This window comes from Microbacterium sp. As-52, assembly GCF_049949185.1.
In the GTDB taxonomy this organism is placed as follows: domain Bacteria; phylum Actinomycetota; class Actinomycetes; order Actinomycetales; family Microbacteriaceae; genus Microbacterium; species Microbacterium maritypicum_A.
Genome location: NZ_CP188171.1, coordinates 2,812,401 through 2,835,323, shown reverse-complemented (window position 1 = coordinate 2,835,323; position 22,923 = coordinate 2,812,401). Strand labels below are relative to the sequence as shown.

The window sequence follows — 22,923 nt, the reverse complement described above, 5'->3', positions numbered from 1 at the left end:
GACGTCTAGTTCTTCTTCGCGGCGCGGAGCGACGCGACCTGGTACAGGGCGACGGATGTCGCGATACCGGCGTTCAGCGACTCGGTGGCCGCGGAGATCGGAATCGAGACGATCTGGTCACAGGTCTCGGACACCAGGCGCGACAGTCCCTTGCCCTCCGAGCCGACCACGATCACGACGGGACGATCGGCGAGCTGCAGCTCGGGGAGCGACACGTCGCCGTCACCGTCGAGACCGAGCACGAACACGCCCTGCTTCTTGAACTCCTTGAGCTGCGTGGTGAGGTTGGTCGCCAGCGCCACGGGTGTTCGGGCGACGGCTCCGGCGCTGGTCTTCCAAGCCGCCGAGTTGACGCCGGCCGAGCGACGCTGGGGAAGGATGACGCCCTGCCCGCCGAACGCCGCGGTGGAACGGATGATGGCGCCCAGGTTGCGGGGGTCGGTGATGCCGTCGAGGGCGACGAACAGGGGGACCTCTCCGCGGTCGATGACCTGCTCGAGCAGATCCTGCGGGTGCGCGTACTCGTACGGCGGCACCTTGATCGCGACACCCTGGTGCACGCCGTCGAACCCGGCCATACGGTCGAGCTCCGGACGCGTGACCTCCATCACGGGGATGCCCCGATGCGTGGCGATCGAGAGCATCTCCTTCACGCGGTCGTCCATCTCGACGCGCTGCGCGATGTAGAACGCCGTCGCCGGAATCTTCGCCCGCAGTGCCTCGAGGACCGAGTTGCGACCCGTGACATTCTCGGTGTCGTCGCCCGCCTTGGCCTTCGGCGCACGGTTCCCCCCGCCACCGGAGCCCGGCCGACTGCCGCCGGGGCGTCCCTTGCCGCCCGTGGCGGCCGCGTAGCGCTCGGCTGCGGCCTTGCGCTTGCCCGCCGGGTGCCAGGCGCGGTCCTCTGCCTTCGGCGTCGGTCCCCGCCCCTCGAGCGCCTTGCGCCCGAGTCCGCCGGTGCCCTTGGTCGGGCCCTTCTTGTTTCCCTTGCTCGCGCCGGGGCGCCCTGGCTTAGCCATCGATACTCCAATGAGTTCCGGCCGGAGTGTCCTCCAGCGTGATTCCTGCGGCGGCGATCGCATCTCGGAGGCGATCCGCCGCCGCCCAGTCCTTGTCAGCGCGTGCCTGAGCGCGCTGGGTGATCATCGTCTGGACGAGGGCGTCCAGAGCGGATTGCGAGGCGTCGGCCTTCGCCCCGGTTGTCCGTGTGAGGCCGAGGACGGAAGTCATCGCCAGCACGGCACGCAGCGCGTCGAGCGCGGCGGTGTCCTCCCCCGCGTCCAGCGCTGCGTTTCCCGCACGCACCGTCTCGTGCAGCACCGCGAGCGCCTGGGGCACGCCGAGGTCATCATCCATCGCCTCTGCGAACGCGGCGGGGAGGCTCTGCGACAGGAGGAACCCGATGCCCCCTCCGGCAACACGTGCGGCACGTTGCTGGAACGTGCCGATCCGGTTGAGAGCCGCCTCGGCCTCGGCCCACGACGAGTCGCCGAGGTCGAGGCTCGACCGGTAGTGGGCGGCGGCGAGTGCGTACCGCACCACCAGTGGATCGTGCGCGGCCAGCACATCGGCCGCCAACGTGAAGTTCCCCAACGACTTCGACATCTTCTGGCCGTCGACGGTCACGAGCCCGTTGTGCACCCAGTAGCGCGCGAAGCCGTCACCTGCTGCCGTCGACTGCGCGAGCTCGTTCTCGTGGTGCGGGAAGCGCAGGTCGAGCCCTCCCCCATGGATGTCGAACTCGGCGCCGAGATAGCGCTTCGACATCGCGGAGCATTCGATGTGCCATCCGGGCCGCCCGGATCCCCACGGCGACGCCCAGGTCGCATCGGCCGGCTCTTCGGGCTTGCTGCCCTTCCAGAGCGCGAAGTCCTGCGGGTTGCGCTTGCCCCGAGGGTCCGCATCCTCTGCGGCCTCCATGGCGTCGAGGGACTGATGGGTGAGCGATCCGTACTCCGCCCAGGAGCGCACGTCGAAGTACACGTCGCCGGAGCTGTCGGGCGCCGGGTAGGCGTGGCCGCGTTCGATCAGCACCGCGATGAGTTCCTGCATCTGCGGCACGGACGCCGTGGCCCGAGGCTCGTAGGTCGGCGGCAGGATGCCGACACCCGCATACGCCGCGGTGAACTCCTGCTCCATCCGGTACGCCAATGCCCACCACGGCTCGGAGTCCGTCGCGTTGGCGAGCACCTTGTCGTCGATGTCGGTGACGTTGCGCACGAACGTGACCCGACCGTGGCGGTACTCCAGCCAGCGGCGCAGCAGATCGAAGCTCAGAGCGGCCCGGACGTGCCCGATGTGGGGCCCCGACTGCACCGTGGGTCCACACACGTACATCGTGATGTTCTCGGGATCGAGAGGCACGAAGTCGCGCAGCTGCTGCGCGCGGGTGTCGTAGAGGCGGACTGTCACCGCTCAAGCCTACTCGGCGACCGCTGAGCGCCAGCCCCCGCAGCGTTATTCGCCGTCCGATATTACGTTCGGCGACCGACCGGGAGGCCTCCTCCCCTGATCGTCAGCCTTCTCTGGGACCGGTGGGGATCACCGACGCGATGGCCGTCACCGCGATGCCCTCGCCCCGCCCGGGGAATCCGAGCCCGTCCGTCGTCGTCGCGGTCACCGTCACCGGGGCACCGAGGACAGCGGACAGAACGCCCTCGGCCTCTGCCCGTCGAGGGCTGAAACGCGGCCGATTGCCCTGGAACTGCACCGAGACGTTGCCGATGTCGAATCCGGCTCCAGCAAGGAGCTCGCGGGTGCGGGCGAGGAAGACGTCGGCGTGCGCGCCGGCGTACTCGGGGTGCGAGGTGCCGAAGTGCTCCCCGATGTCGCCGAGACCCGCGGCCCCGAGGAGCGCGTCGACCATCGCGTGAGCGACGGCGTCTCCGTCCGAATGACCGGACAGCGGCTGCTCCCCCTCCCATTCGAGCCCGGCGAGCCACAGGTTCCCTTCGCCGCCGAAAGCGTGGACATCCGTCCCGATGCCCACGCGGGGGATGCCGGATGCCGCGGCTCTCGTGCCGAGCAGATGCCGGGCACGCTCGAGGTCGGCCGGCGTGGTGATCTTGAAAGCCCGCTCGGAGCCCCCGATGTAGCGCACGGGATGACCCGCCGCAGCGAACAGCGCCGCATCGTCGGTGTACTCGGTGCCACCGTCGCGTGCCGCGGCGTACGCGGACTCGAGCAGCGTCCTCGGGAACCCCTGCGGCGTCTGCGCCGCGGCGAGTTCGGAACGGTCGACGGCGGCGACGACGACACCGTCCACGACCTTCTTGAGGGTGTCGACGACGGGCAGCGCCGGGATCACGCCGACATCTGCCGTCACCGACGCGGCGACCGCATCGATCTGCGTCGGAGGGGTGAGAGCGCGCGCCGCATCGTGCACCAGCACCGTCTCGACGTCACCCCAGAGCGCGGCGAGACCCGCCGCGACCGACTGCTGTCTGGTCGCACCGCCCACGACCACACGCCCGAGGTCGGCCCGTTCGCCGGCGGCCTCTCGAAGCTCTGTCTCGGCGTCGCCCTCCCACCCTTCCGGGGCGACCACGATGACCTGGGCCGGGGCCGCGGCGAAGACGCCGTCGAGCGCATGGCGAAGGATGGGACGGGCATCGATACCGACGAAGGCCTTCGGGGCGCGTGCGCCCAGACGCGTGCCTGAGCCGGCGGCGACGACGATGATCGCGGTACGCGGGACGGGGAGGATGGTCACAGCATCACGTTACCGGCGAAGACGACGAAAGGCGGATGCCGAAGCACCCGCCTTTCGTCGTGGAACAGCTCAGGACGCGAGGACCTCGTCGAGCAGTGCGCCCGCCTTGTCCTCGTCGGTCTTCTCGGCGAGCGCCAGCTCGGAGATGAGGATCTGACGAGCCTTCGCCAGCATCCGCTTCTCACCCGCGGAGAGTCCGCGGTCCTGGTCACGACGCCACAGGTCGCGAACGACTTCGCTCACCTTGATCACATCGCCGGAGGCGAGCTTCTCGAGGTTCGCCTTGTACCGACGCGACCAGTTCGTGGGCTCTTCTGTGAAGGGTGCTCGCAGCACCTCGAAAACATGATCGAGGCCTTCCTTGCCGATGACGTCACGAACGCCGACCAGGTCGACATTCTCCGCGGGGACCTCAATGATGAGATCGCCCTGGGTGACGTTGAGCTTCAGGTATTTCTTCGCCTCACCCTTGATGATGCGCTCTTTGACCTCGATGATGGTCGCAGCGCCATGGTGGGGATAGACGACGGTCTCGCCAACCTCAAAAAGCATAAAAACGTGTCCTTTCGGCAACCTCAAGGATACCACAGGGGTCATGCGCTAAGGTTCGCGCCTCCGGTGCCGCAGGAGCCCTCACGACTTACGCATAGAATGGATGCGGATATCCCCGCCGGACCTCAGGAGGACCCGTGAAATCGCGCCTTGTTGCGTCTGCAGCCCTCAGCGCCCTCGTTCTGCTCGGTGCGACCGGGTGCACGTTCATCACCCCGCAGTCCACCAAGACCGAGTACGCCGCGTCCGACGGAGTGAACGTGTCCGACGCCGACGGCCCGATCGACGTGCGCAACGCCCTCGTGGTTGCCACCGAAGACGGGTCGACCGGAAACTTCGTCGCCGCCATCGTGAACCCCTCCGAGGAGAAGGCGACCCTGACGATCACCGTCGAGGGCCTGGATCCGCTCGTCGTCACCGTCCCCGCAGGGGGCACGGTGAGCCTGGGCGCGGATGAGGAGCCGCTGCGCATCGTCGGCCTCGACACCAAGCCCGGCGCCACGGTGGAGATGCACTTCCAGTCCGGAGACTCCACCGGCGTCAAGACCGAGGTGCCCGTACTCGACGGCACTCTCCCGTACTACGCAGACCTGGTCCCCTCCGAGAAGGAGTCGACCCCTCGCCCGACACCCCTGCCGACCGACACGGCAGCTCCGGCGCCCGCGAACTGACGCGTCACCGCATCGAGAAGAGGCCGGCACCCCCGCAGGGTGCCGGCCTCTTCTCCGTTCCGCCTGAGGATCAGCCTTCGAAGCGATACCCCAGACCTCGCACGGTGACGAGCATGACCGGCTCGCTCGGGTTCTCCTCGATGCGCGAGCGGATGCGCTTGATGTGCACGTCGAGGGTCTTGGTGTCGCCGAAGTAGTCACTCCCCCAGACCCGGTCGATGAGCTGTCCGCGGGTCAGGACGCGTCCGGAGTTGCGCATCAGGACCTCGAGCAGCTCGAACTCCTTCAACGGCATGTTGATCTGCGCGCCGGCGACGGAGACGGTGTGCCGGTCGATGTCGAGCGAGACCCGCCCGCCGTCGAGCACGCGCTCGTCGAGCTCACCCTCGGCCTGCACGACCCGACGCAGCACGGCACGCATGCGTGCGAGCAGCTCGCGGGACGAGTAGGGCTTCGTGATGTAGTCGTCGGCGCCGAGCTCGAGGCCCACGACGATGTCCACCTCGGAGTCCTTCGCTGTGAGCATGATGATGGGCACGGCCGAGGTGGACCGGATCTGTCGGCACACCTCGGTGCCCGGCATCCCCGGAAGCATGAGGTCGAGCAGCACGATGTCGGCACCGCGCTCCCGGAAAGCCGCGAGAGCGCCGGGGCCGTCCTCGGCGATCTCCACCTCGTAACCCTCACGCCGGAGCAGGTACGCGAGCGGGTCGGCGAGGTCGGGCTCGTCTTCGACGAGAAGGATTCGGGTCATGCTCTCTCTCCGTTTCGAACGCGCGCGGACGACGCGGCCTTGGCCGCCTTGCGCGCACGCTTCTTCTTGCTCTTCTTGCCCGCGTCGAGGTTGTCGGGGGCCTCGATCCGGGGAAGACGGATCGTGAACGTGGAGCCCCGGCCCGGACGGGACCACAGCCGCACCTCTCCGCCGTGCCGCTGCGTCGCGTGCTTGACGATGGAGAGCCCGAGACCGGTACCCCCGGTGCGCCGGGAGCGGGCTTCATCCGCACGGTAGAACCGTTCGAAGATGCGCTCGCGATCGGCTTCGGCGATACCGATGCCCTGGTCGGACACGGCGATCTCGACCACGCCCGCCTCCGCCCGCACGCCGACTCCGACGCGGGAGCCGCGGGGCGAGTACACGATCGCGTTGGCGATCAGGTTGCCGACCGCCTCGATCAGGATCTGCGCGTCGCCGCGCACGAACACGCCGCGGTCCCCGCCTCTGGCGAGCTCGACGCCGGCGGAATCCGCCTGCACGACATGGGCCTCGATCGAGGAGGCGATCACCTCGTCGATCGCGACGGGACCGACCTTCGTCAGGCCGTCCTCGGCCTGCAGCCGGGACAGGCTCATGATGCGCCCGGTGAGCTGCCCGAGTCTTCCGGCCTCGGCGGAGATGCGTGCGGCGAAGATGCGCACCTGCGCGGGATCGTCGGCCGCCGACTCGATGGCCTCGGCGAGAAGGCTCACGGCGCCCACGGGGGTCTTCAGCTCGTGACTGGTGTTCGCCACGAAGTCGCGGCGCATCTGGTCGAGTCGTTCCTGCTCGGTGACGTCGCGGATGATCAGCAGCACCAGGCGGGTGCCGATCACGCTGGCACGGGCCGAGACCAGACGGGGGTCGAGACTCAGTCCCCCACGTGTGATGCGCATCGACTCGGTGACGGAGCCGCCCGCTTCCCGGACGCCGCGCACCAGTTGGCGGAGCTCCGGGTGGTCGAGCGTCGAGCCGACCTCGATGCCGAAACGCGTCGCGGCCTGCGAGGAAGCCAGCACGAGGCCGGAGGTGTCGACGATCGCCGCGGCATCGTCCATGCTGTGCAGGACGTCGGTGATGCCGGCCGGGATCGCCAGCGACGTCTCCTCCTGCACCCGCGCCCGTGCACGGTATGCCCACACCACGAGGAGGGAGAGGCCGACGCCGATCACCAGCCCGATGGCGAGCGAAGACAGCGCGAGCTGCGGCAAGGTCATGACACAAGCGTAGAGTGCGTTCACCGTCCGTCCGGCGGGTTTCCGCGCCCTGGCGGGAACAGGAGAAGTACTATTCACGTGCTGGGCACCGTTCGTTAACCTTCGAAGCAGACAATCGCTTCGGGCTTGTGCGGGAGCACAGACCTGCTCTCGTGCGGACGACCCGCCGTCTCGCGCTGACACAGCCGAGATCCGAATGAAAGGTTGCGCCCCAACATGCGCGAAGTCTTCCACCAGTCCCTCGAGGACCTTCAGAATCGTCTCGTCGAGATCGCCGACCTCGTCACGGTCTCGATCGACAAGGCCACCAGGGCGTTCGCGACGAGCGACGTGGCCCTGGCCGAGGAGGTCATCGCCGACGACGCGAAGATCGACGAGCTGGCCGTCGCCCTCGACGAGCAGGCCATCGAGATCCTCGCCCGCCAGCAGCCGGTCGCCCGCGACCTGCGCATCGTGGTCACGGCTCTGCGCGTGAGCGCCTCGCTCGAGCGCATGGGCGACATGTCGGAGCACATCGCCCAGCTCGCCCGTCTCCGCTTCCCCGAGCGCGCCATCCCGAAGGGCCTCAAGGGCACCTTCGTGAAGATGGGCGAGCTCGACGTCGAGGTCGCCCGCACGCTCTCCGAGCTGCTGCGCACCCAGGACCTGCGCTTCGCCGACGCCATCCGCAACGCGGACGACGACGTCGACGAGCTGCACGCCACCGTCTTCGAGAAGGTTCTCAGCGACAACTGGAAGGGCGAGGCCACGGCGACCGTCGATGCCACGCTCGCCAGCCGCTACCACGAGCGCTTCGCGGACCACGCGGTGGCCGTCGCGAAGAAGGTCGTCTACCTCGCCACGGGCGATTGGGCCGTCGAGGAGGAGGACATCCCCCTCGCCGTCGAGCAGCAGGAGCTGGGCCAGCAGGAGTTCGGCCACGCCTGACCCGCACATCGAGAAACGCCGAAGCCCCCGATGCGTGCGCATCGGGGGCTTCGGCGTTCCGAGCGGAAGCTCTTACTTCTTGCCCTGCGCCGCGACGGCGGCGGCGCCGGCGGCGGCGGCCTCGGGGTCGAGGTAACGGCCGGATCCGGTGGGGACGTTGTTCTCGTCCAGCTCGTAGACCAGCGGGATGCCGGTCGGGATGTTCAGCTCGGCGATGTCGTCGTCGCTGATGCCCTCGAGGTGCTTCACGAGACCACGCAGCGAGTTGCCGTGCGCTGTGACGAGCACGGTCTTGCCGGCTTCGAGGTCGGGGACGATCGCGCTCTCCCAGTACGGCAGCAGACGGTCGATGACGAGCTTGAGCGACTCGGTGCGCGGCACTTCGCCATCGATCCCCGCGTAGCGGACGTCGTTCACCTGGCTGAACTCGCTCTCGTCGTCGAGCACGGGCGGCGGCACGTCGAACGAGCGGCGCCACAGCTGGAACTGCTCGGGACCGAACTCCTCGAGCGTCTGCGCCTTGTCCTTGCCCTGGAGCGCACCGTAGTGGCGCTCGTTGAGGCGCCACGAGCGGGTCACCGGGATCCACAGCCGGTCGGCGGCATCGAGCGCGATGTTCGCGGTCTGGATGGCGCGGCTCAGCAGCGAGGTGTGCAGCACGTCGGGGAGGATGCCGGACTCGGCCAGCAGCTCACCACCGCGGCGGGCCTCCTTCTCGCCCTGCGCGTTGAGGCGGACGTCCACCCAACCGGTGAACAGGTTCAGTTCGTTCCACTCGCTCCGGCCGTGGCGGAGCAGGATGAGGGTGCGCGTCGCAGTCATGCCGTCAGTTTATCCGCCCGGGGCACGGCACCCGATTCGGATGCTGGGAGGATGGAGACATGGCGTCATCTCCCCTCGGTCGGCCGACCCGCGGCACCACGGGGACCAACCGACTGCGACGCAACGATCGCTGGATCGCGGCGAGCGCCGCGTTGCGGCGGGCATCCGATCCGCTGGTCGTCGACCTCGGCTACGGCGCCAGCGGCGTCACCGCCTTCGAGCTCGCGACCCGCCTGGTCCGGGCGCGCGACGACGTCGAGGTGCGCGGCCTGGAGATCGACCCCGCGCGCGTCGCGACCGCCGACTCCCAGCTCGCCGAGGTGCGTGCGGGGCGAACGCCGTTCGCTCCCGATCTGCCCGTCTCCTTCGCGCGCGGCGGCTTCGAGGTTCCGCTCCCCGAGGGACGCACGGCCGCGGTGATCCGCGCCATGAACGTGCTGCGGCAGTACGACGAGCAGGACGTCGCGGATGCCTGGTCCCTGATGGCTTCCCGCCTGGCCCCTGGCGGCCTGCTGTTCGAGGGGACCTGTGACGAGATCGGCCGGGTGTCGAGCTGGATCGACGTGGATGCGCACGCTGCGCCGCTGCGCTTCACGATCTCCCTGCGTCTCGCCGATCTGGAGCGCCCGAGCATCGTCGCCGAGCGTCTGCCGAAGGCGCTGATCCACCGCAACGTCCCGGGCGAGCGCATCCATTCCCTGCTCGTCGATCTCGATCGGGAGTGGGACCGCGCGGCTCCGCTTTCGACGTTCGGCGCCACGCAGCGCTTCCTCGCCGCCGTGGGCGCACTCCGGGACCAGGGATGGCCGGTGCTCGGCGGACGCACTCGGTGGCGCCTGGGCGAGCTCACACTGCCCTGGTCCGCGGTCGCCCCGCTCCCCGCCTGAGTTCAGCTTCCGGCGCCGGAGACGGAATCGCGCGGGTCCGGTGCCGTGGGTCGGCGAGACAGACGGGTGAGGCGCGGGATATCTGCGGTGGCCCCCGCGTCAGCCGGCACGATCACCTGCTGCGAGGCGGCGATGTCGATGCCGTCCGCACGCACCACCAGATCCCCGACCGGCGCGCGCCGCGACAGGATCGCGAGAGCGATGGGACCGTCTTCGTGGTGACGCGCGACCGAGGTCAGGTGCCCGACCTCGTCGTCACCGGCGTACACCGGCGCGCCCGGCTCGGGAAGCACCGCATCGCTGCCATCGAGGTGGAGGGCGGCCAGACGGCGGGGCGGGTGACCGAGATTGTGCACCTTCGCGACCGTCTCCTGTCCGCGGTAGCAGCCCTTGTTCAGGTGCACCGCGCTGCGGATCCAGTCGGACTCGTGCGGCAGCGAACGCTCGTCGACCTCTGTCGTCCAGCGCGGGCGCCAGGCAGCCACGCGCAGTGCCTCGGCAGCGAGGAGACCGGCGAGCGCCTCCCGATCGAGGGACGCGGCGAGGGCCTCAGCCCCGTCCGCGGACAGGATCGCCACCCGCCACGCATAGTCGGCCGCCGGATGCTCGATGACCTCGGAGTACTGGTGTCCGCCGACGCTGATCCGCTGCCACGGGTCGGCCCAGACGAGAGCGATGCCGTGCGGCGAGGCTGCGGCGGCGGTGGCCGCCGCAGCGACGACACCGCCGTCGATGAACCCGACCGGCACGAGGTCGGCGCGGATGTCGACGGTGGCCTGGGTGCGGAACTTCATGCGCGTCAGCCAGCCGGCGAGCGCCTCGGCGTCTCCCGCATCCGCGATGAGCCATGCGGATGCACCGTCGTCGATGACGCCGGCCGCGTGTTCCACCCGGCCCTGCGGGTCGAGAACCAGAAGCTCGGTGCTTTCTCCGGGGGCGAGCCGTCCGACGGCCTGCGAGGTGATCGAATCGAGCCAGCTCAGCCGTTCGGGACCCGCGACCTCGATCACGGTGCGGTCGCCGAGGGGCGCGAGGGCCGCGCCGTCGGCGAGACGCCGCTGCTCACGGAACGCATCGCCGAAGTGCGCGATCAGATCGCCGTCGGTGACGGCACCGTCGATCCCGCCGAAGACGGACATCTCAGACCTTGGCCAGTCGAGCCGACGCATGGGAGCGCAGCGGGGTGCCGAGGGCGGCGATGTCCCAGGCCCACAGCAGGTGACCGTCGACGAGACCGTACATGCGCGACGACGCCGTGTGTACCTTCGCACCGGCACTGCGCACGACGGCGTCCGAGCCGATGTCGATGCGCGGACCGTTGATCTCGCCGATGTAGAGCTCGAGGGCGCCGTCGGCGTGCGCGAGCGAGACCTCGATGGGGAATCCGCCGCTCGGCGCGCGCAGCGCCTCCACGTCGTCGACGGTGCGTGCGATGGCGGGCGCGGTCGGAGGCAGCAGCGCGGGACCGGGATCCGCAGTCGTGGCCGGACGCGCCAGCCGCCAGAAGCCTGTCTCGGCCAGCAACGCCGCCGCGGGGGTGCCCTCTTCCGTGAGGAAGGTGGCCGTGCCGGAGTAGTTCAGGAACGGACCCCCGTCATGGCTGAAGCTGACCCGGTGCGTGAACTCGCCCTGCAGGCGATCTTCGCCCACCGGGTAGTCGATGACACCTGTTCCCTCCCAGACGCCGATCAGCCACGCGAACGGGACGAGATCGGCCGGAAGGTCGACGGGCAGTTCGAGCATCGTCGCGTCAGCGCTGGCCGCGGAAGAGGTTGCGCAGCACCACTGCCGAGACGAAGACGATAGCGAGGCTCGCGAGGCCCAGCAGGCCGATGAAGAAGATTTCGAGCGCCATGAGGTCCATGTGCTCCACCTTACCGCGCCGCGCCGGTGTCAGGACGGGATCAGCGCCGCGAGACCGAATCCGACCGAGATGATGCCCATCAGCAGCAGACCGCCGATCACGCTCCCCGCCACCCGGAAGATGAAACCCTGCGTGCGCCCGTACCAGAGCTGCACGGCGAAGGACAGGAGCACGACGCCGCCGAACCCGACCAGCAGCCAGGACACGCGCCATTCCTCCGGCACGAAGATGCCGATGGCGACGGTGGCGAGGAACGCGGTGGCCCAGACGACGAGCACACCGACGAACGCGTTGCGCGGTGCGAGTGCGGGATCCGTCATGTCTCCATTGTTGCGCATCGCTCCCGGTATCATGGCGGCACGACGTCGATCCGCGTCTGTGAGGAGTGCGCGTGGCCCAGGTGCTGGTTCTGACCAACGCTCCGCTCTCCGAGCAGGTGCTCCCCGCGCTCGAGCTGCTGAGCCACCGCGCGCGCCAGATACCCGCAGAGACCTCGCAACTGGTCAACGCCCCCGAGTACGACGTCGTGATCGTCGATGGCCGTCACGACCTGGTCGCCGCGAAGTCGCTGTGCCGCCTGCTGCGAACCGCCGGGCAGGATGCGCCGCTGCTCCTCGTCGTCACGGAAGGCGGGATGAGCGCGCTGTCGGGAGACTGGGGCATCGACGATGTCCTGCTCTCCACGGCGGGGCCCGCGGAGATCGACGCCCGACTCCGTCTCGCCCTCGCCCGACGCGACGAGGTCGCCGAGCCCGCGCGCGTGCAGGCATCCGGCGTCACGATCGATGAGCAGTCCTACTCCGCCAAACTGCGCGGCAGGCCTCTGGATCTCACCTACAAGGAGTTCCAGCTTCTGCACTTCCTGGCGACGCACCCCGCTCGCGTGTTCACCCGCGAGCAGTTGCTCAGCGAGGTCTGGGGGTACGACTATTTCGGGGGCACCCGCACGGTCGACGTGCATGTACGACGGCTCAGGGCGAAGCTCGGCGACCAGGAGCAGATCATCGGCACCGTGCGCAACGTCGGCTACCGCTTCAACGTCAACGAGGATGAGGGCCTCGCCAGCGCGGGCTGACGATCGACTCCGTTCACACGGGCGTCACCTCTCGGTGCTTAGATGTACCCCATGATCGATCCCGCACTCGCCGACGCCGGGCTGGGTGACGCCGAAGACGACGACTTCGACGCCATCGAGTCCTACGACTCCCAGCTCCCGGACCACCGCTACCTGGATCGCGAGCTCAGCTGGCTCGCCTTCAACCAGCGCGTGCTCGAGCTCGCCGAGGATCCCTCGCTTCCCGAACTCGAACGTGCCAACTTCCTGGCGATCTTTGCGAGCAACCTCGACGAGTTCTTCATGGTGCGCGTCGCGGGCCTCAAGCGCCGCATCATGACCGGTCTCGCGGTGCCCACGAACATCGGCCGCTCCCCCGTCGACGCGCTCGCCGACATCTCGCGCGAGGCGCATGCCCTGCAGCTGCGGCACGCGGATGCCTGGACCTCGCTCGTGCGTCCGGCTCTGGCCGAATCCGGCGTGGAGATCACCGAGTGGTCCGAGCTCACGGACGGCGAGCGCTCCGCGCTGTCGGAGTACTTCGGAGCCCAGGTCTTCCCTGTGCTGATGCCGCTCGCCGTGGATCCGGCGCATCCGTTCCCCTACATCTCGGGGCTGTCGCTGAACCTCGCGATCCGCATCCGCAACGCCCGCACCGGACGGCAGGAGTTCGCTCGGCTCAAGGTGCCCCCCATGCTCCCGCGCTTCGTCGAGGTTCCGGGAGGCGGCGAGATCAAGCGCTTCCTGCGCTTGGAGGAGCTCATCGCCAATCATCTGGGCGATCTGTTCCCCGGCATGGAGGTGCTCGACCACCACGCGTTCCGTCTGACGCGCAACGAGGACGTGGAGATCGAGGAGGACGAGAGCGAGAACCTCATCCAGGCACTCGAGGCCGAGCTGCTGCGTCGACGTTTCGGTCCGCCGATCCGTCTCGAGATCACCGACGACATGGATGATGTCACGATGGACCTGCTGGTCCGCGAACTCGACATCACCGACCTCGAGGTCTACCGGCTTCCCGGGCCGCTCGACCTGCGCGGTCTGTTCGACCTGTCCCGCATCGATCGCCCCGACCTGCGGTATCCGCCGCACCTGCCGACCACCGCCGTGGCCTTCCAGCCCGCGGGATCGAGCAACCGGGCGGACATCTTCAAGGCGATCCGCAAGTCGGACGTGCTGGTGCACCACCCGTACGAGTCGTTCACCACGAGCGTGCAGGCGTTCCTCGAGCAGGCGGCCCGTGACCCGCACGTGCTCGCCATCAAGCAGACCCTCTACCGCACCTCCGGCGACAGCCCCATCGTGCAGGCGCTCATCGACGCGGCGGAGGCGGGCAAGCAGGTGCTGGCCCTCGTCGAGGTGAAGGCCCGCTTCGACGAGGCGAACAACATCGTCTGGGCGCGCAAGCTCGAGAAGGCCGGCGTGCACGTGGTCTACGGCCTCGTCGGGCTCAAGACCCACTGCAAACTCGCGCTCGTCATCCGCGAGGAAGACGGCAAGCTGCAGCACTACTCCCATGTCGGCACCGGAAACTACAACCCGAAGACCAGCCGTATCTACGAGGACTTCGGGTTGTTCACCGCCGACGCGCAGGTCGGCAAGGACCTGACACGACTCTTCAACGAGCTCAGCGGCTACGCGATCGAGAAGAAGTTCAAGCGCCTCCTGGTCGCGCCCCTGCACCTGCGCAAGGGCCTGGTCCGCCAGATCGATGCCGAGCGGAAGAACGCCGAGGCGGGGATTCCCGCGCACATCCGCATCAAGGTGAACTCGATGGTGGACGAGGAGATCATCGACGCGCTCTACCGTGCGAGCGCGGCGGGTGTGAAGGTCGACGTCTGGGTGCGCGGTATCTGCAGTCTCCGCACCGACCTCGACGGGATCAGCGACAACATCACGGTGCGCAGCATCCTCGGTCGATACCTGGAGCACTCGCGCATCTTCGCCTTCGAGAACGGCGGCGATCCTCAGGTGTACATCGGCAGTGCCGACATGATGCACCGCAACCTCGACCGCCGCGTGGAGGCCCTGGTGCGCGTCACCGACCCCGCCCACCTCAAGGAACTCGGAACGTTCTTCGACCTGGCGATGGATGCCGGCACGACCTCGTGGCATCTCGGTGCAGGAGGGGTCTGGGAGCGCCACGCCGTCGACGCGGAGGGCAAGCCCCTGATCGACCTGCAGGATAAGACCATGGGCTTGATCCAGCGGCGCCGTCGCGCGCGGGCGGTCCGATGAACACGCGGCAACTGCAGCTCCCGGTCGGCACCACGACGAACTCGAAGTGGACGGACAAGGCCGTGTACGCGGCGGGAGCCGTGGTGTGGCGCCTCGTCGAGGGCAAGCTGCGCATCCTGCTGATCCACCGCACCAAGTACCGCGACATCACGCTTCCCAAGGGCAAGGTCGATCCTGGGGAGATGCTCGCCGAGACAGCCGTGCGCGAGGTGCAGGAGGAGACCGGCATCCGGGTCTCGCTCGGGGTCTCGGTCGGTGTGAGCCGCTATCACCTGGCGTCGCAGAAGCAGAAGGTCGTGCACTACTGGGCCGCAGAGGCGACCGACGCCGCGATCCGGGAGTCGACGTTCGTTCCCAACCGGGAGATCGCTGCGCTCGAGTGGGTGAGCGTGAAGAAGGCGAGAGCGCGCCTGAGCTACCCCGTCGACCTCGAGATCCTCGACTTCTTCTCCAACCTCGTCGACGACGGTGTGCTGCGCACCTTCCCGGTGATCGCCCTGCGGCATGCGAAGGCGACGCCCCGCTCGGAGTGGGACGGGTCGGATGCCTCACGGCCACTCACCGACCGCGGACGGAAGCAGGCGAAGTCGATCGTGGGACCGCTGCGCGCTTTCGGCGTGCGCAGGATCGTGACGAGCGACGCGGTGCGGTGCGTGGAGACGATCACTCCTCTCGCTCGCGCACTCGATCGCAAGCCCGTGAAGACGGAGAAGATCAGCCAGGACGCTTGGGAGGACGGCGAGTCCGATCTGCGCGCGGTCATCGGTCGCCGCATCCGCGCCGGCAAGCCTGCAGTGCTGTGCAGCCACGGGCCGGTGCTTCCGGGTCTGCTCTCCGAGATCGCCCTGGCCACAGGCACCATCCAGGGGTCGTATCTCAGCAGTGCCGCAGACCTCGAGCCGGCCGCGTTCTCGGTCGTGCATCTGTCGGCCACGAACCCCGGATCCGGGATCATCGCGATCGAGACGCACATCCCCAAGGTCTGACGTCCCCTGATTTCTCGCGGGAGCACCCCAGAGAGTCGCCCGTCGTTCACCTGCCGTTCACCTGCTCGGGAGAGTCTCGTTAACCGTCGCCCATAGCGTCACTGTGTGCCCTGCACCGGGCCCCACCCATTCCAGATCGAAGGATCCACAGTGAAGATCTCCCGAATCGCACGAATCGGCGCCATCGGCGCCGTCGCCGCCCTCGCACTCGCCGGCTGTGCCGCGAACGAAGCAGGCACCGGTTCCACCGACGAGCCCACCTCCAGCACCGCCGCCGTCAGCGGTTCCCTGGTCGGCGCGGGCGCCTCCTCGCAGCAGGTCGCCATCCAGGCATGGACCGCCGAGTTCCAGAAGACCAACCCCGACGCCCAGGTCGAGTACGACCCGCAGGGCTCGGGCGGTGGCCGCGAGTCCTTCCAGCAGGGCGCGGTCAACTTCGCCGGCTCGGACCGCGCGTTCAAGACCGACGAGATCTCGGCCGGCGGCTTCGGCGCGTGCGTCGACGGCTCCGACCTCATCGAGATCCCCGCATACATCTCGCCGATCGCCATCGTCTTCTCGCTCGACGGCGTGGACGAGCTGAACCTCGACCCCGAGACCATCGCGTCGATCTTCGCCGGCAAGATCACCAACTGGAACGACCCGGCGATCGCCAAGGACAACCCCGACGCCAAGCTCCCCGATCTCGCCATCACGCCCGTCCACCGCTCCGACAAGTCGGGCACCACGGGCAACTTCACCGACTACCTGGCGCAGACCGCCGGCGACGTGTGGACCGCGGGCAGCGTCGAGGAGTGGCCGGCCGACCTCGCCGGAGAGTCCGCCGAGAAGACCTCGGGCGTCGCCAACGCCGTCAAGGGTGGACAGGGCCTCATCGGCTACATCGACTCCTCGCAGGCCGCCGACTTCGCGTCGGTGAACGTCAAGGTCGGCGACAAGTTCGTGCCGCACTCGGCCGAAGGTGCCGCCGCCACGCTCGACGCCTCGAAGATCGAGGAAGGCCGCACCGACGGCGACCTCGCCTTCGCGATCGACCGCACCACCACCGCCGACGGCGCGTACCCCGTGCTCCTCGTCAGCTACCTCATCGGCTGCGCCGAGTACGAGGACGAGAACGTCGCCGCGCTGACCAAGGCGTTCTTCACCACCGCGATCAGCGCCGAGGGCCAGGACGCCGCCGCGACCAACGCCGGCAGCGCCCCGATCTCGGACGACCTGCGCACGCAGGCTCAGGCTGCGATCGACCTCATCAAGTGAGCCAGTGACGGTCTCCGGGATGCCGCGCGGCATCCCGGAGACCGTCTGCTCGCGTCAGACACCCGATCTCCACTGAGCAGGAAGCAGCTCCCATGACAGCCACGACCTCGCCGGCGTCGACGCGCATCGTCGCGAAGAAGCGCGCCGGTGACCTCTGGTTCTCCGGAACGGCGGTCGCCGCCGGATCCATGATCATGATCACGCTGGCCGCGGTCGCGATCTTCCTCATCGTGCAGTCCATTCCGGCCTTCACCGCGACAGCCGAGGATGCCTCGCTCCTCAAGACGAACTTCTGGGACTACGTCGGCCCACTCCTGTTCGGCACGGTCTGGGCCGCCTTCCTGGCCCTCCTGCTCGCCGTGCCGCTCTCGCTCGGCGTCGCCCTGTTCATCACGCACTACGCACCGCGGCGGCTCGCTCAGGGCCTGGGCTACGTGGTCGACCTGCTGGCCGCCGTCCCCTCGGTCGTGTTCGGCCTCTGGGGAATCCTCGTCCTGGCTCCCGCTGTGCAGCCCATCTACGTCTGGCTGAACACGAACGCCTCCTGGATCCCGTTCTTCGACGGCGTCGTCTCCCCCACCGGACGGACGATCCTGACCGCCGCGATGGTGCTCGCCGTCATGGTCGTCCCGATCATCACGGCCATCTGCCGCGAGATCTTCCTGCAGACCCCTCGCCTTCACGAGGAGGCCGCCCTCGCCCTCGGCGCCACCCGCTGGGAGATGGTGCGGATGGCCGTTCTTCCCTTCGGCCGTTCCGGCATCGTCTCCGCCTCCATGCTCGGCCTCGGCCGTGCGCTCGGCGAGACCATGGCCGTCGCGATGGTGCTCTCGGTGAGCAAGGCCGTCACCTTCGAACTGCTCACCTCCACGAACCCCTCCACGATCGCAGCGAACATCGCGCTGACGTTCCCCGAGGCGTACCAGGTCAACATCAACATCCTCATCGCGACCGGTCTGATCCTGTTCGTCGTGACGTTCGCGGTGAACGCTCTCGCACGCTGGTTCGTGAACCGCCGCAAGGAATTCTCGGGAGCGAACTGACATGACCGTTACCGCCCCTGAATCGTCTCGCACGGCGAGCGCGGCCCCCACCCAGCTGTCGCTCAGCTCGGGACACCTCCCCCGCTGGTCGCCGTGGGCGCTCCTCGCCCTCTCCCTCCTCATCGGCTTCACGCCCTTCGCTCTCGAGGCCCTCGCCAGCGGATCCGACCTCAACATCGCCGGCTCCGTCGTTCTCGGCGCGGTCATCTACCTGGTGCTCATCTACGTGATGTCGCGCATCATCGAAGGCTCCAGGAAGGCGCTGGACCGCCTGATCACCGGAATCGTGACCTCGGCGTTCGCCATCGCGATGGTGCCGCTGGTGTCCGTCGCGATCACCGTGGTCGCCAACGGCGTCGCCCGTTTCGACGGACTGTTCTTCTCGTCATCGATGCGCGGAGTGCTCGGTGAAGGCGGCGGCGCCCTGCACGCCATCATCGGCACGCTCCTGGTCACCCTCGCCGCCGCGATCATTTCGATCCCGATCGGTCTGATGACGGCCGTCTACCTCGTCGAATACGGCAAGGGCGGCCGGATGGCCCGCACCATCACCTTCCTCGTCGATGTCATGACGGGAATCCCGTCGATCGTCGCCGGTCTGTTCGCCTACGCCGTCTTCGCGCTGATCTTCGGACCCGGCGTGCGCATGGGCATCGCGGGCTCGGTCGCGTTGGCCGTGCTCATGATCCCCGTCGTCGTGCGCTCCACCGAGGAGATGCTGCGACTGGTGCCGAACGAGCTGCGCGAAGCGTCGTACGCGCTCGGGGTGCCGAAATGGCTCACGATCGTCAAGGTGGTCCTCCCGACCTCGATCGCCGGCATCACCACGGGTGTCATGCTCGCCATCTCGCGCGTGATCGGAGAGACCGCGCCCCTGCTGCTGACGGCCGGCTTCACCGACGCGATGAACTACAACCTGTTCAGCGGACGCATGCAGACGCTCCCGGTGTTCACGTACTCGCAGTACGCGTACCAGGGCATCCCCGCTGAGGCATACGTGGAGCGGGCCTGGGCCGCAGCCCTGACGCTCATCATCATCGTCATGCTGCTCAACCTGATCGCGCGCCTCGTCGCGAAGATCTTCGCACCCAAGACCGGCCGCTGAGCCTCGACCCGACAAGCAAGGAACTGCAGTGTCCAAGAGCATTGAAGTCAACGACCTGAACGTCTACTACGGCGACTTCCTCGCCGTAGAGGGCGTCTCCCTCGACATCCAGCCGCGCAGCGTCACCGCGTTCATCGGCCCCTCCGGCTGCGGCAAGTCCACCTTCCTGCGCACGCTCAACCGCATGCACGAGGTCATCCCCGGTGCCCGCGTCGAGGGCGAGGTGCTGCTCGACGGCAAGGACCTCTACGGCCCCGGCATCGACCCGGTGCTCGTCCGGCGCCAGGTGGGCATGGTCTTCCAGCGTCCGAATCCGTTCCCCACGATGTCGATCAAGGAGAACGTCCTCGCCGGCGTGAAGCTCAACAACAGCCGCATGTCGAAGAGCGATCAGGATGCCCTGGTCGAGAAGTCGCTCACCGGTGCGAATCTGTGGAACGAGGTCAAGGACCGCCTCGACAAGCCCGGTTCCGGCCTCTCCGGCGGTCAGCAGCAGCGTCTGTGCATCGCCCGTGCGATCGCCGTCTCGCCGCAGGTGCTGCTGATGGACGAGCCCTGCTCGGCTCTCGACCCCATCTCGACGTACGCGATCGAGGAGCTGATCGGCGAGCTGAAGAACGAGTTCACGATCGTGATCGTGACGCACAACATGCAGCAGGCGAGCCGCGTGTCGGACAAGACCGCGTTCTTCAACATCGCGGGCACCGGCAAGCCCGGAAAGCTGATCGAATACGACGACACGACCTCGATCTTCACGACACCGTCGGTGCAGGCCACCGAGGACTACGTCTCCGGCCGCTTCGGTTGAGCGCTGGGTCCCTGCTGCTGCACCCCTGCTGCTTCTTCGCCAAAACCCAGATCACTTGAGTCGCCGACGGCGTGTCACCTGTTGACACGCCGTCCGGTCGTTCGGCGGTCTGGGTCTTGGCCTCCCCGAACGAGGCGCACTTCTCCTGCACGGTCGCGGGGTGCCGCGTGTTGTCCATAGCTCGTACGGTTTCGGCCTCGACCGACGGCGCGCTCAGGGCAGTATCAGGCGATGTCCTTCGTGCGCGCCGCTTCTGTGCTGAGTGCGCTCGGGCGGATGGCACGGACGTCGGAGCTTCGACGACGGGGAGTGAGCCGCGAAGAGCTCTCGCGCGCGGTGCGTTCCGGCGAAGTGCTGCGACCTCGCCAGGGCGTCTATGCGCTCCCCGACGCCACGGAGGCCTGGGTGCATGCGGCGTCTCACGGCGGCACGATCGGCTGTGCGCAAGCTGCAGCGGAGCAGGGGCTCTGGGTGCTCCGTCTTCCTTCGTCGAATCACGTCTGGATGGGAGCCGCGGGAACTCCACGATCGACGTGCGACGCCTGCGTGCTGCACTGGGATGAGGGTCGTGCGCGCGTCGGCGAGGCTGCCCCTGTCCCGAATGCGCTCCTTCAGATCGCGGGGTGCTGTGGCGAGGACACGTTCTTCGCCGCGCTCGAATCGGCCTTGCGTCGATCACTGCTCTCCCCCGCGGGGCTGAACTGGCTTTGCCGCCATCTTCCGACGTCGATGCGGTGGCTCGTCGCGTTCGCTCGTGCAGATGCCGACAGCGGACTCGAGTCACTCATCCGGCTTCGGCTGCACCGGATCGGGATCGCGGTCAGGACCCAGGTGCCCGTCTCCGGTGTCGGGGAGGTCGACATCGTCATCGGCGACTTCCTGATCGTCGAGGCCGATGGCCGTGAGAACCATGCCAGGGAGAAGGAGCGGAGCAAAGATCTGCGGCGTGACGCAGCTGCTGCGGCCGCCGGATACACGACTCTGCGATTCACGTATGAGCTGATCGTCGACGACTGGCCTCTCGTCGAGGCCGCGATCCGCGGCGCTGTCGCACGCAGGGCTCACCTCGCGCCGGTGTGATGACTCCGCGAACCCTCGCCCTCGTCTGCACTCGCCAGCCTCAGCCCTGGTCGGCACTCGCCAAAACGGAGATCAGGAGCGAGAGCCGGGGCGTGTCGCGGCCAGACGCGCCGTGCCGCCGACGGGCGCCCTCCGTTTTGGCAGGCGGGCGGGCAGGTTGGCAGGTTGGCAGGCGGGAGGGCAGGCGGGCGGGAGTGGAATGGGTGGGCGGGTGGGATCAGTCGCGCGGCGAGAGCAGGTAGCGGTTCAGCGCGGCCGTGAGCGTGCGGTCGACCGGAAGGGAGACGCCATCGACGGCGGTGATCGCCGCGGCGAGGCGCACGCTCGACACGAGCCACGCGGCGTCCGCCTGCGGAAGGTCGGTTGCCGGGATGCGGTCGTACCCGACGTCGAAACCCTGGGCGGCGAGGTGCTCGTACACGCTGAGCTGCGTCGTACCGTGCAGGATGCCACCCGTCGGAGCCGGCGTCACGAAACGGTCGCCGAAGCGGAGGATCAGGGAAGCCGTCGGAGCCTCCAGCACGAAGCCGTCGCTCGAGAGGAAGATCGCATCGTCCGCACCACGCCGGTGCGCCTCGCGCAGGGCCGCCATGTTCACGGCGTACGACAGCGTCTTCGCTCCCAGCAGCAGCCACGGAGCCCGCTCCGCTGCACCCAGGTCGTACCCGCGGTCGAGCGTCACGACGCGCACACCATGCTCTCGCACGGTGGAGAAGTCGGTGGCCGGGGCCGCGGTCACCCATGCCGTCGGGGTGGGCCCGTGCTCGACTCCCCGGCTGAGGATGAGCTTGATGACGGACTCGCCCGCTCCGAGCTGCGCAGCCGCCTGATCGACCGCCTGCCGCCATTGCATGAGATTCGGGACCGGAAGGTCGCACAGCCGTGCCGAGTGGGCGAGGCGTTCCAGGTGCGGGACGACCTCCTGCGCGTGCCCGTCGATCACGCCGATCGACTCGAACACCCCGTCACCGCGCTGTGTGCTCAGCTCCCCCACACTGAGCGCGGGGGCGGCGGCGTCCACCTGCGTGAAGGTCTCGGAGAAGTCGCTGCGCTGTTCGTCGGCGGCGACGGGATCGATCATGAGTGCGAAGCGCCCGGTCATGATCCGAGCCTAGAGGGCGGGAATACCGTCCGCCGCATCGCGTTACAATAGAGTGGCCGGGCCGCATAACCCCGGGCTCCAATTTTTGCCGCTGCGAGCGGCCTTCCGCCGAGAGGCGTTCTTGCGGCCCGGTCTTTTCTTGCCCGGAGCGGTTTCGCTCATCCGGATCGCCTTCCCATCGGGCCACCCGATGCTCGTCAGGCGAGCGCATCCATCCGCCACAGCACGGCGGATGCGGCCAGATCCTGTCCGTAACTGCTCAGTCGCAGCGCTCGCGTGGTCAGTTCGCTGGATCGTGCGGGCTCGGTCGGTTCGTAGTCGTCAGCCGTGTGCGTCGCCCCGGAGGCCTGCACTCGGCAGAAGGCCGCGGCGCGGTCGAGCGCCACGGCGAAGTCGCCACGGAATGCCCCCCGCAGGATCGTGTCGATCAGAGCGACCAGCTCGTCCGGACTCGCCGGCACCGGCGCACCGGCGATCGCCGCATCCGCCGACGGCAATTCGACGCGCCCGCGGTCGTAGAGGAGGGCAGCGGTCTGCGGGTCGCCGTGGATCGCGAGCTGCAGCACGTAGAGGCGCCACAGGGCGCCGGGGAGAGTCCGTGAGGGTGCTTTCGACCACAGCTCCGCGATCTCGTCGATTCCGTGTTCGGCGGTGAAGGCGACGAGTCTTTCGGCGCTCGCTCCGCTCTCGTCGGCGCGGACGCGGGTCAGCAGAGCGGATGCCGTGGCATGCGCGATACGCGTCTCCTCGGCGGGGTCGTGTGCGCCGACGATGTTGTCGAAGGCGCTCGTCGGGCGGCGCACGGGGCGATGATACTGCTCGGGCATCCCTCCAGGGTACG

General features: G+C 68.4%; 23 protein-coding genes. 11 read left to right on the top strand and 12 right to left on the bottom strand.

Annotated elements, in window-relative coordinates:
• Nucleotides 1–5: 5 nt before the first annotated feature.
• The 4 genes from rlmB to ACLFA2_RS13740 form a co-directional block, all read right to left on the bottom strand.
• The gene (gene rlmB / locus ACLFA2_RS13755; RefSeq protein ID WP_021199087.1) at nucleotides 6–1,019 is read right to left on the bottom strand and encodes a 23S rRNA (guanosine(2251)-2'-O)-methyltransferase RlmB; all 1,014 of its coding nucleotides are present in this window, start codon (nucleotides 1,017–1,019) and stop codon (nucleotides 6–8) included.
• Nucleotides 1,012–2,412 (bottom strand): cysteine--tRNA ligase, encoded by a 1,401-nt coding sequence (gene cysS / locus ACLFA2_RS13750; protein ID WP_426621475.1) that lies wholly within the window; start codon nucleotides 2,410–2,412, stop codon nucleotides 1,012–1,014. The genes rlmB and cysS overlap by 8 nt, the downstream gene beginning before the upstream one ends.
• A gap of 103 nt (nucleotides 2,413–2,515) precedes the next feature.
• Nucleotides 2,516–3,712, bottom strand: a complete 1,197-nt coding sequence (locus ACLFA2_RS13745) for a bifunctional 2-C-methyl-D-erythritol 4-phosphate cytidylyltransferase/2-C-methyl-D-erythritol 2,4-cyclodiphosphate synthase (protein WP_021199089.1) — start codon at nucleotides 3,710–3,712, stop codon at nucleotides 2,516–2,518.
• A gap of 69 nt (nucleotides 3,713–3,781) precedes the next feature.
• A complete protein-coding gene (locus tag ACLFA2_RS13740) occupies nucleotides 3,782–4,264 on the bottom strand; it encodes a CarD family transcriptional regulator (protein WP_017201416.1) in 483 nt (160 codons plus the stop codon).
• Nucleotides 4,265–4,401: 137 nt separating this feature from the next.
• Here ACLFA2_RS13740 and ACLFA2_RS13735 point away from each other — a divergent pair, with 137 nt between their 5' ends.
• Nucleotides 4,402–4,935: a hypothetical protein gene (locus ACLFA2_RS13735; RefSeq protein ID WP_021199090.1), complete on the top strand. Its 534-nt coding sequence runs from the start codon at nucleotides 4,402–4,404 to the stop codon at nucleotides 4,933–4,935.
• Nucleotides 4,936–5,005: 70 nt separating this feature from the next.
• On the opposite strand, the gene ACLFA2_RS13730 is transcribed toward ACLFA2_RS13735, so the two are convergent.
• On the bottom strand, nucleotides 5,006–5,689 hold the full coding sequence (locus tag ACLFA2_RS13730; protein ID WP_021199091.1) for a response regulator transcription factor: 684 nt from the start codon (nucleotides 5,687–5,689) through the stop codon (nucleotides 5,006–5,008).
• Nucleotides 5,686–6,909 (bottom strand): sensor histidine kinase, encoded by a 1,224-nt coding sequence (locus ACLFA2_RS13725; protein WP_021199092.1) that lies wholly within the window; start codon nucleotides 6,907–6,909, stop codon nucleotides 5,686–5,688. Before ACLFA2_RS13725 ends, ACLFA2_RS13730 begins: the two co-directional genes overlap by 4 nt.
• Nucleotides 6,910–7,125: 216 nt before the next feature.
• Here ACLFA2_RS13725 and phoU point away from each other — a divergent pair, with 216 nt between their 5' ends.
• The gene (gene phoU / locus ACLFA2_RS13720) at nucleotides 7,126–7,836 is read left to right on the top strand and encodes a phosphate signaling complex protein PhoU (RefSeq protein WP_021199093.1); all 711 of its coding nucleotides are present in this window, start codon (nucleotides 7,126–7,128) and stop codon (nucleotides 7,834–7,836) included.
• A gap of 72 nt (nucleotides 7,837–7,908) precedes the next feature.
• On the opposite strand, the gene ACLFA2_RS13715 is transcribed toward phoU, so the two are convergent.
• On the bottom strand, nucleotides 7,909–8,658 hold the full coding sequence (locus ACLFA2_RS13715) for a phosphoglyceromutase (RefSeq protein ID WP_426621474.1): 750 nt from the start codon (nucleotides 8,656–8,658) through the stop codon (nucleotides 7,909–7,911).
• Nucleotides 8,659–8,717: 59 nt separating this feature from the next.
• Here ACLFA2_RS13715 and ACLFA2_RS13710 point away from each other — a divergent pair, with 59 nt between their 5' ends.
• Nucleotides 8,718–9,545, top strand: coding sequence for a class I SAM-dependent methyltransferase (locus ACLFA2_RS13710; RefSeq protein ID WP_021199095.1), 828 nt, complete (start codon nucleotides 8,718–8,720; stop codon nucleotides 9,543–9,545).
• A 2-nt stretch (nucleotides 9,546–9,547) separates the two neighbouring features.
• Here the strand turns inward: ACLFA2_RS13710 and ACLFA2_RS13705 are convergent, their stop codons facing one another.
• The 3 genes from ACLFA2_RS13705 to ACLFA2_RS13695 all read right to left on the bottom strand — a co-directional run bounded on the left by ACLFA2_RS13705 (nucleotide 9,548) and on the right by ACLFA2_RS13695 (nucleotide 11,729).
• Nucleotides 9,548–10,684, bottom strand: coding sequence for a YgfZ/GcvT domain-containing protein (locus ACLFA2_RS13705; RefSeq protein ID WP_426621473.1), 1,137 nt, complete (start codon nucleotides 10,682–10,684; stop codon nucleotides 9,548–9,550).
• A 1-nt stretch (nucleotide 10,685) separates the two neighbouring features.
• Complete coding sequence (locus ACLFA2_RS13700; protein WP_426621472.1) at nucleotides 10,686–11,288, bottom strand: FABP family protein; 603 nt, start codon at nucleotides 11,286–11,288, stop codon at nucleotides 10,686–10,688.
• Nucleotides 11,289–11,438: 150 nt separating this feature from the next.
• Nucleotides 11,439–11,729 carry a hypothetical protein gene (locus ACLFA2_RS13695; protein WP_021199098.1) on the bottom strand — a complete coding sequence of 97 codons (291 nt, stop codon included), beginning with the start codon at nucleotides 11,727–11,729 and terminating at the stop codon, nucleotides 11,439–11,441.
• Between the two features lie 71 nt (nucleotides 11,730–11,800).
• On the opposite strand from ACLFA2_RS13695, the gene ACLFA2_RS13690 reads away from it, so the two are divergent.
• The 8 genes from ACLFA2_RS13690 (at nucleotide 11,801) to ACLFA2_RS13655 (ending at nucleotide 20,980) form a co-directional block, all read left to right on the top strand.
• Nucleotides 11,801–12,484: a winged helix-turn-helix transcriptional regulator gene (locus ACLFA2_RS13690; protein WP_426621471.1), complete on the top strand. Its 684-nt coding sequence runs from the start codon at nucleotides 11,801–11,803 to the stop codon at nucleotides 12,482–12,484.
• Nucleotides 12,485–12,535: 51 nt separating this feature from the next.
• On the top strand, nucleotides 12,536–14,701 hold the full coding sequence (locus ACLFA2_RS13685) for an RNA degradosome polyphosphate kinase (protein ID WP_029258690.1): 2,166 nt from the start codon (nucleotides 12,536–12,538) through the stop codon (nucleotides 14,699–14,701).
• Nucleotides 14,698–15,687 carry an NUDIX hydrolase gene (locus tag ACLFA2_RS13680; RefSeq protein WP_021199101.1) on the top strand — a complete coding sequence of 330 codons (990 nt, stop codon included), beginning with the start codon at nucleotides 14,698–14,700 and terminating at the stop codon, nucleotides 15,685–15,687. The genes ACLFA2_RS13685 and ACLFA2_RS13680 overlap by 4 nt, the downstream gene beginning before the upstream one ends.
• 150 nt (nucleotides 15,688–15,837) lie before the next feature.
• Nucleotides 15,838–16,944: a phosphate ABC transporter substrate-binding protein PstS gene (gene pstS, locus ACLFA2_RS13675; RefSeq protein WP_021199102.1), complete on the top strand. Its 1,107-nt coding sequence runs from the start codon at nucleotides 15,838–15,840 to the stop codon at nucleotides 16,942–16,944.
• Between the two features lie 92 nt (nucleotides 16,945–17,036).
• A complete protein-coding gene (pstC, locus tag ACLFA2_RS13670; protein WP_021199103.1) occupies nucleotides 17,037–17,987 on the top strand; it encodes a phosphate ABC transporter permease subunit PstC in 951 nt (316 codons plus the stop codon).
• A gap of 1 nt (nucleotide 17,988) precedes the next feature.
• A complete protein-coding gene (gene pstA, locus ACLFA2_RS13665) occupies nucleotides 17,989–19,092 on the top strand; it encodes a phosphate ABC transporter permease PstA (RefSeq protein WP_029267231.1) in 1,104 nt (367 codons plus the stop codon).
• Between the two features lie 28 nt (nucleotides 19,093–19,120).
• Nucleotides 19,121–19,900, top strand: a complete 780-nt coding sequence (pstB, locus tag ACLFA2_RS13660) for a phosphate ABC transporter ATP-binding protein PstB (RefSeq protein ID WP_017828973.1) — start codon at nucleotides 19,121–19,123, stop codon at nucleotides 19,898–19,900.
• A 231-nt stretch (nucleotides 19,901–20,131) separates the two neighbouring features.
• A complete protein-coding gene (locus ACLFA2_RS13655; protein WP_426621470.1) occupies nucleotides 20,132–20,980 on the top strand; it encodes a type IV toxin-antitoxin system AbiEi family antitoxin domain-containing protein in 849 nt (282 codons plus the stop codon).
• A 217-nt stretch (nucleotides 20,981–21,197) separates the two neighbouring features.
• Here ACLFA2_RS13655 and ACLFA2_RS13650 read toward each other — a convergent pair whose 3' ends face one another.
• Together ACLFA2_RS13650 and ACLFA2_RS13645 are read right to left on the bottom strand one after the other, a co-directional pair.
• On the bottom strand, nucleotides 21,198–22,082 hold the full coding sequence (locus tag ACLFA2_RS13650; protein WP_426621469.1) for an aminodeoxychorismate lyase: 885 nt from the start codon (nucleotides 22,080–22,082) through the stop codon (nucleotides 21,198–21,200).
• Nucleotides 22,083–22,279: 197 nt separating this feature from the next.
• Nucleotides 22,280–22,909 carry a hypothetical protein gene (locus ACLFA2_RS13645; protein ID WP_021199106.1) on the bottom strand — a complete coding sequence of 210 codons (630 nt, stop codon included), beginning with the start codon at nucleotides 22,907–22,909 and terminating at the stop codon, nucleotides 22,280–22,282.
• Between the last annotated feature and the right edge of the window lie 14 nt (nucleotides 22,910–22,923).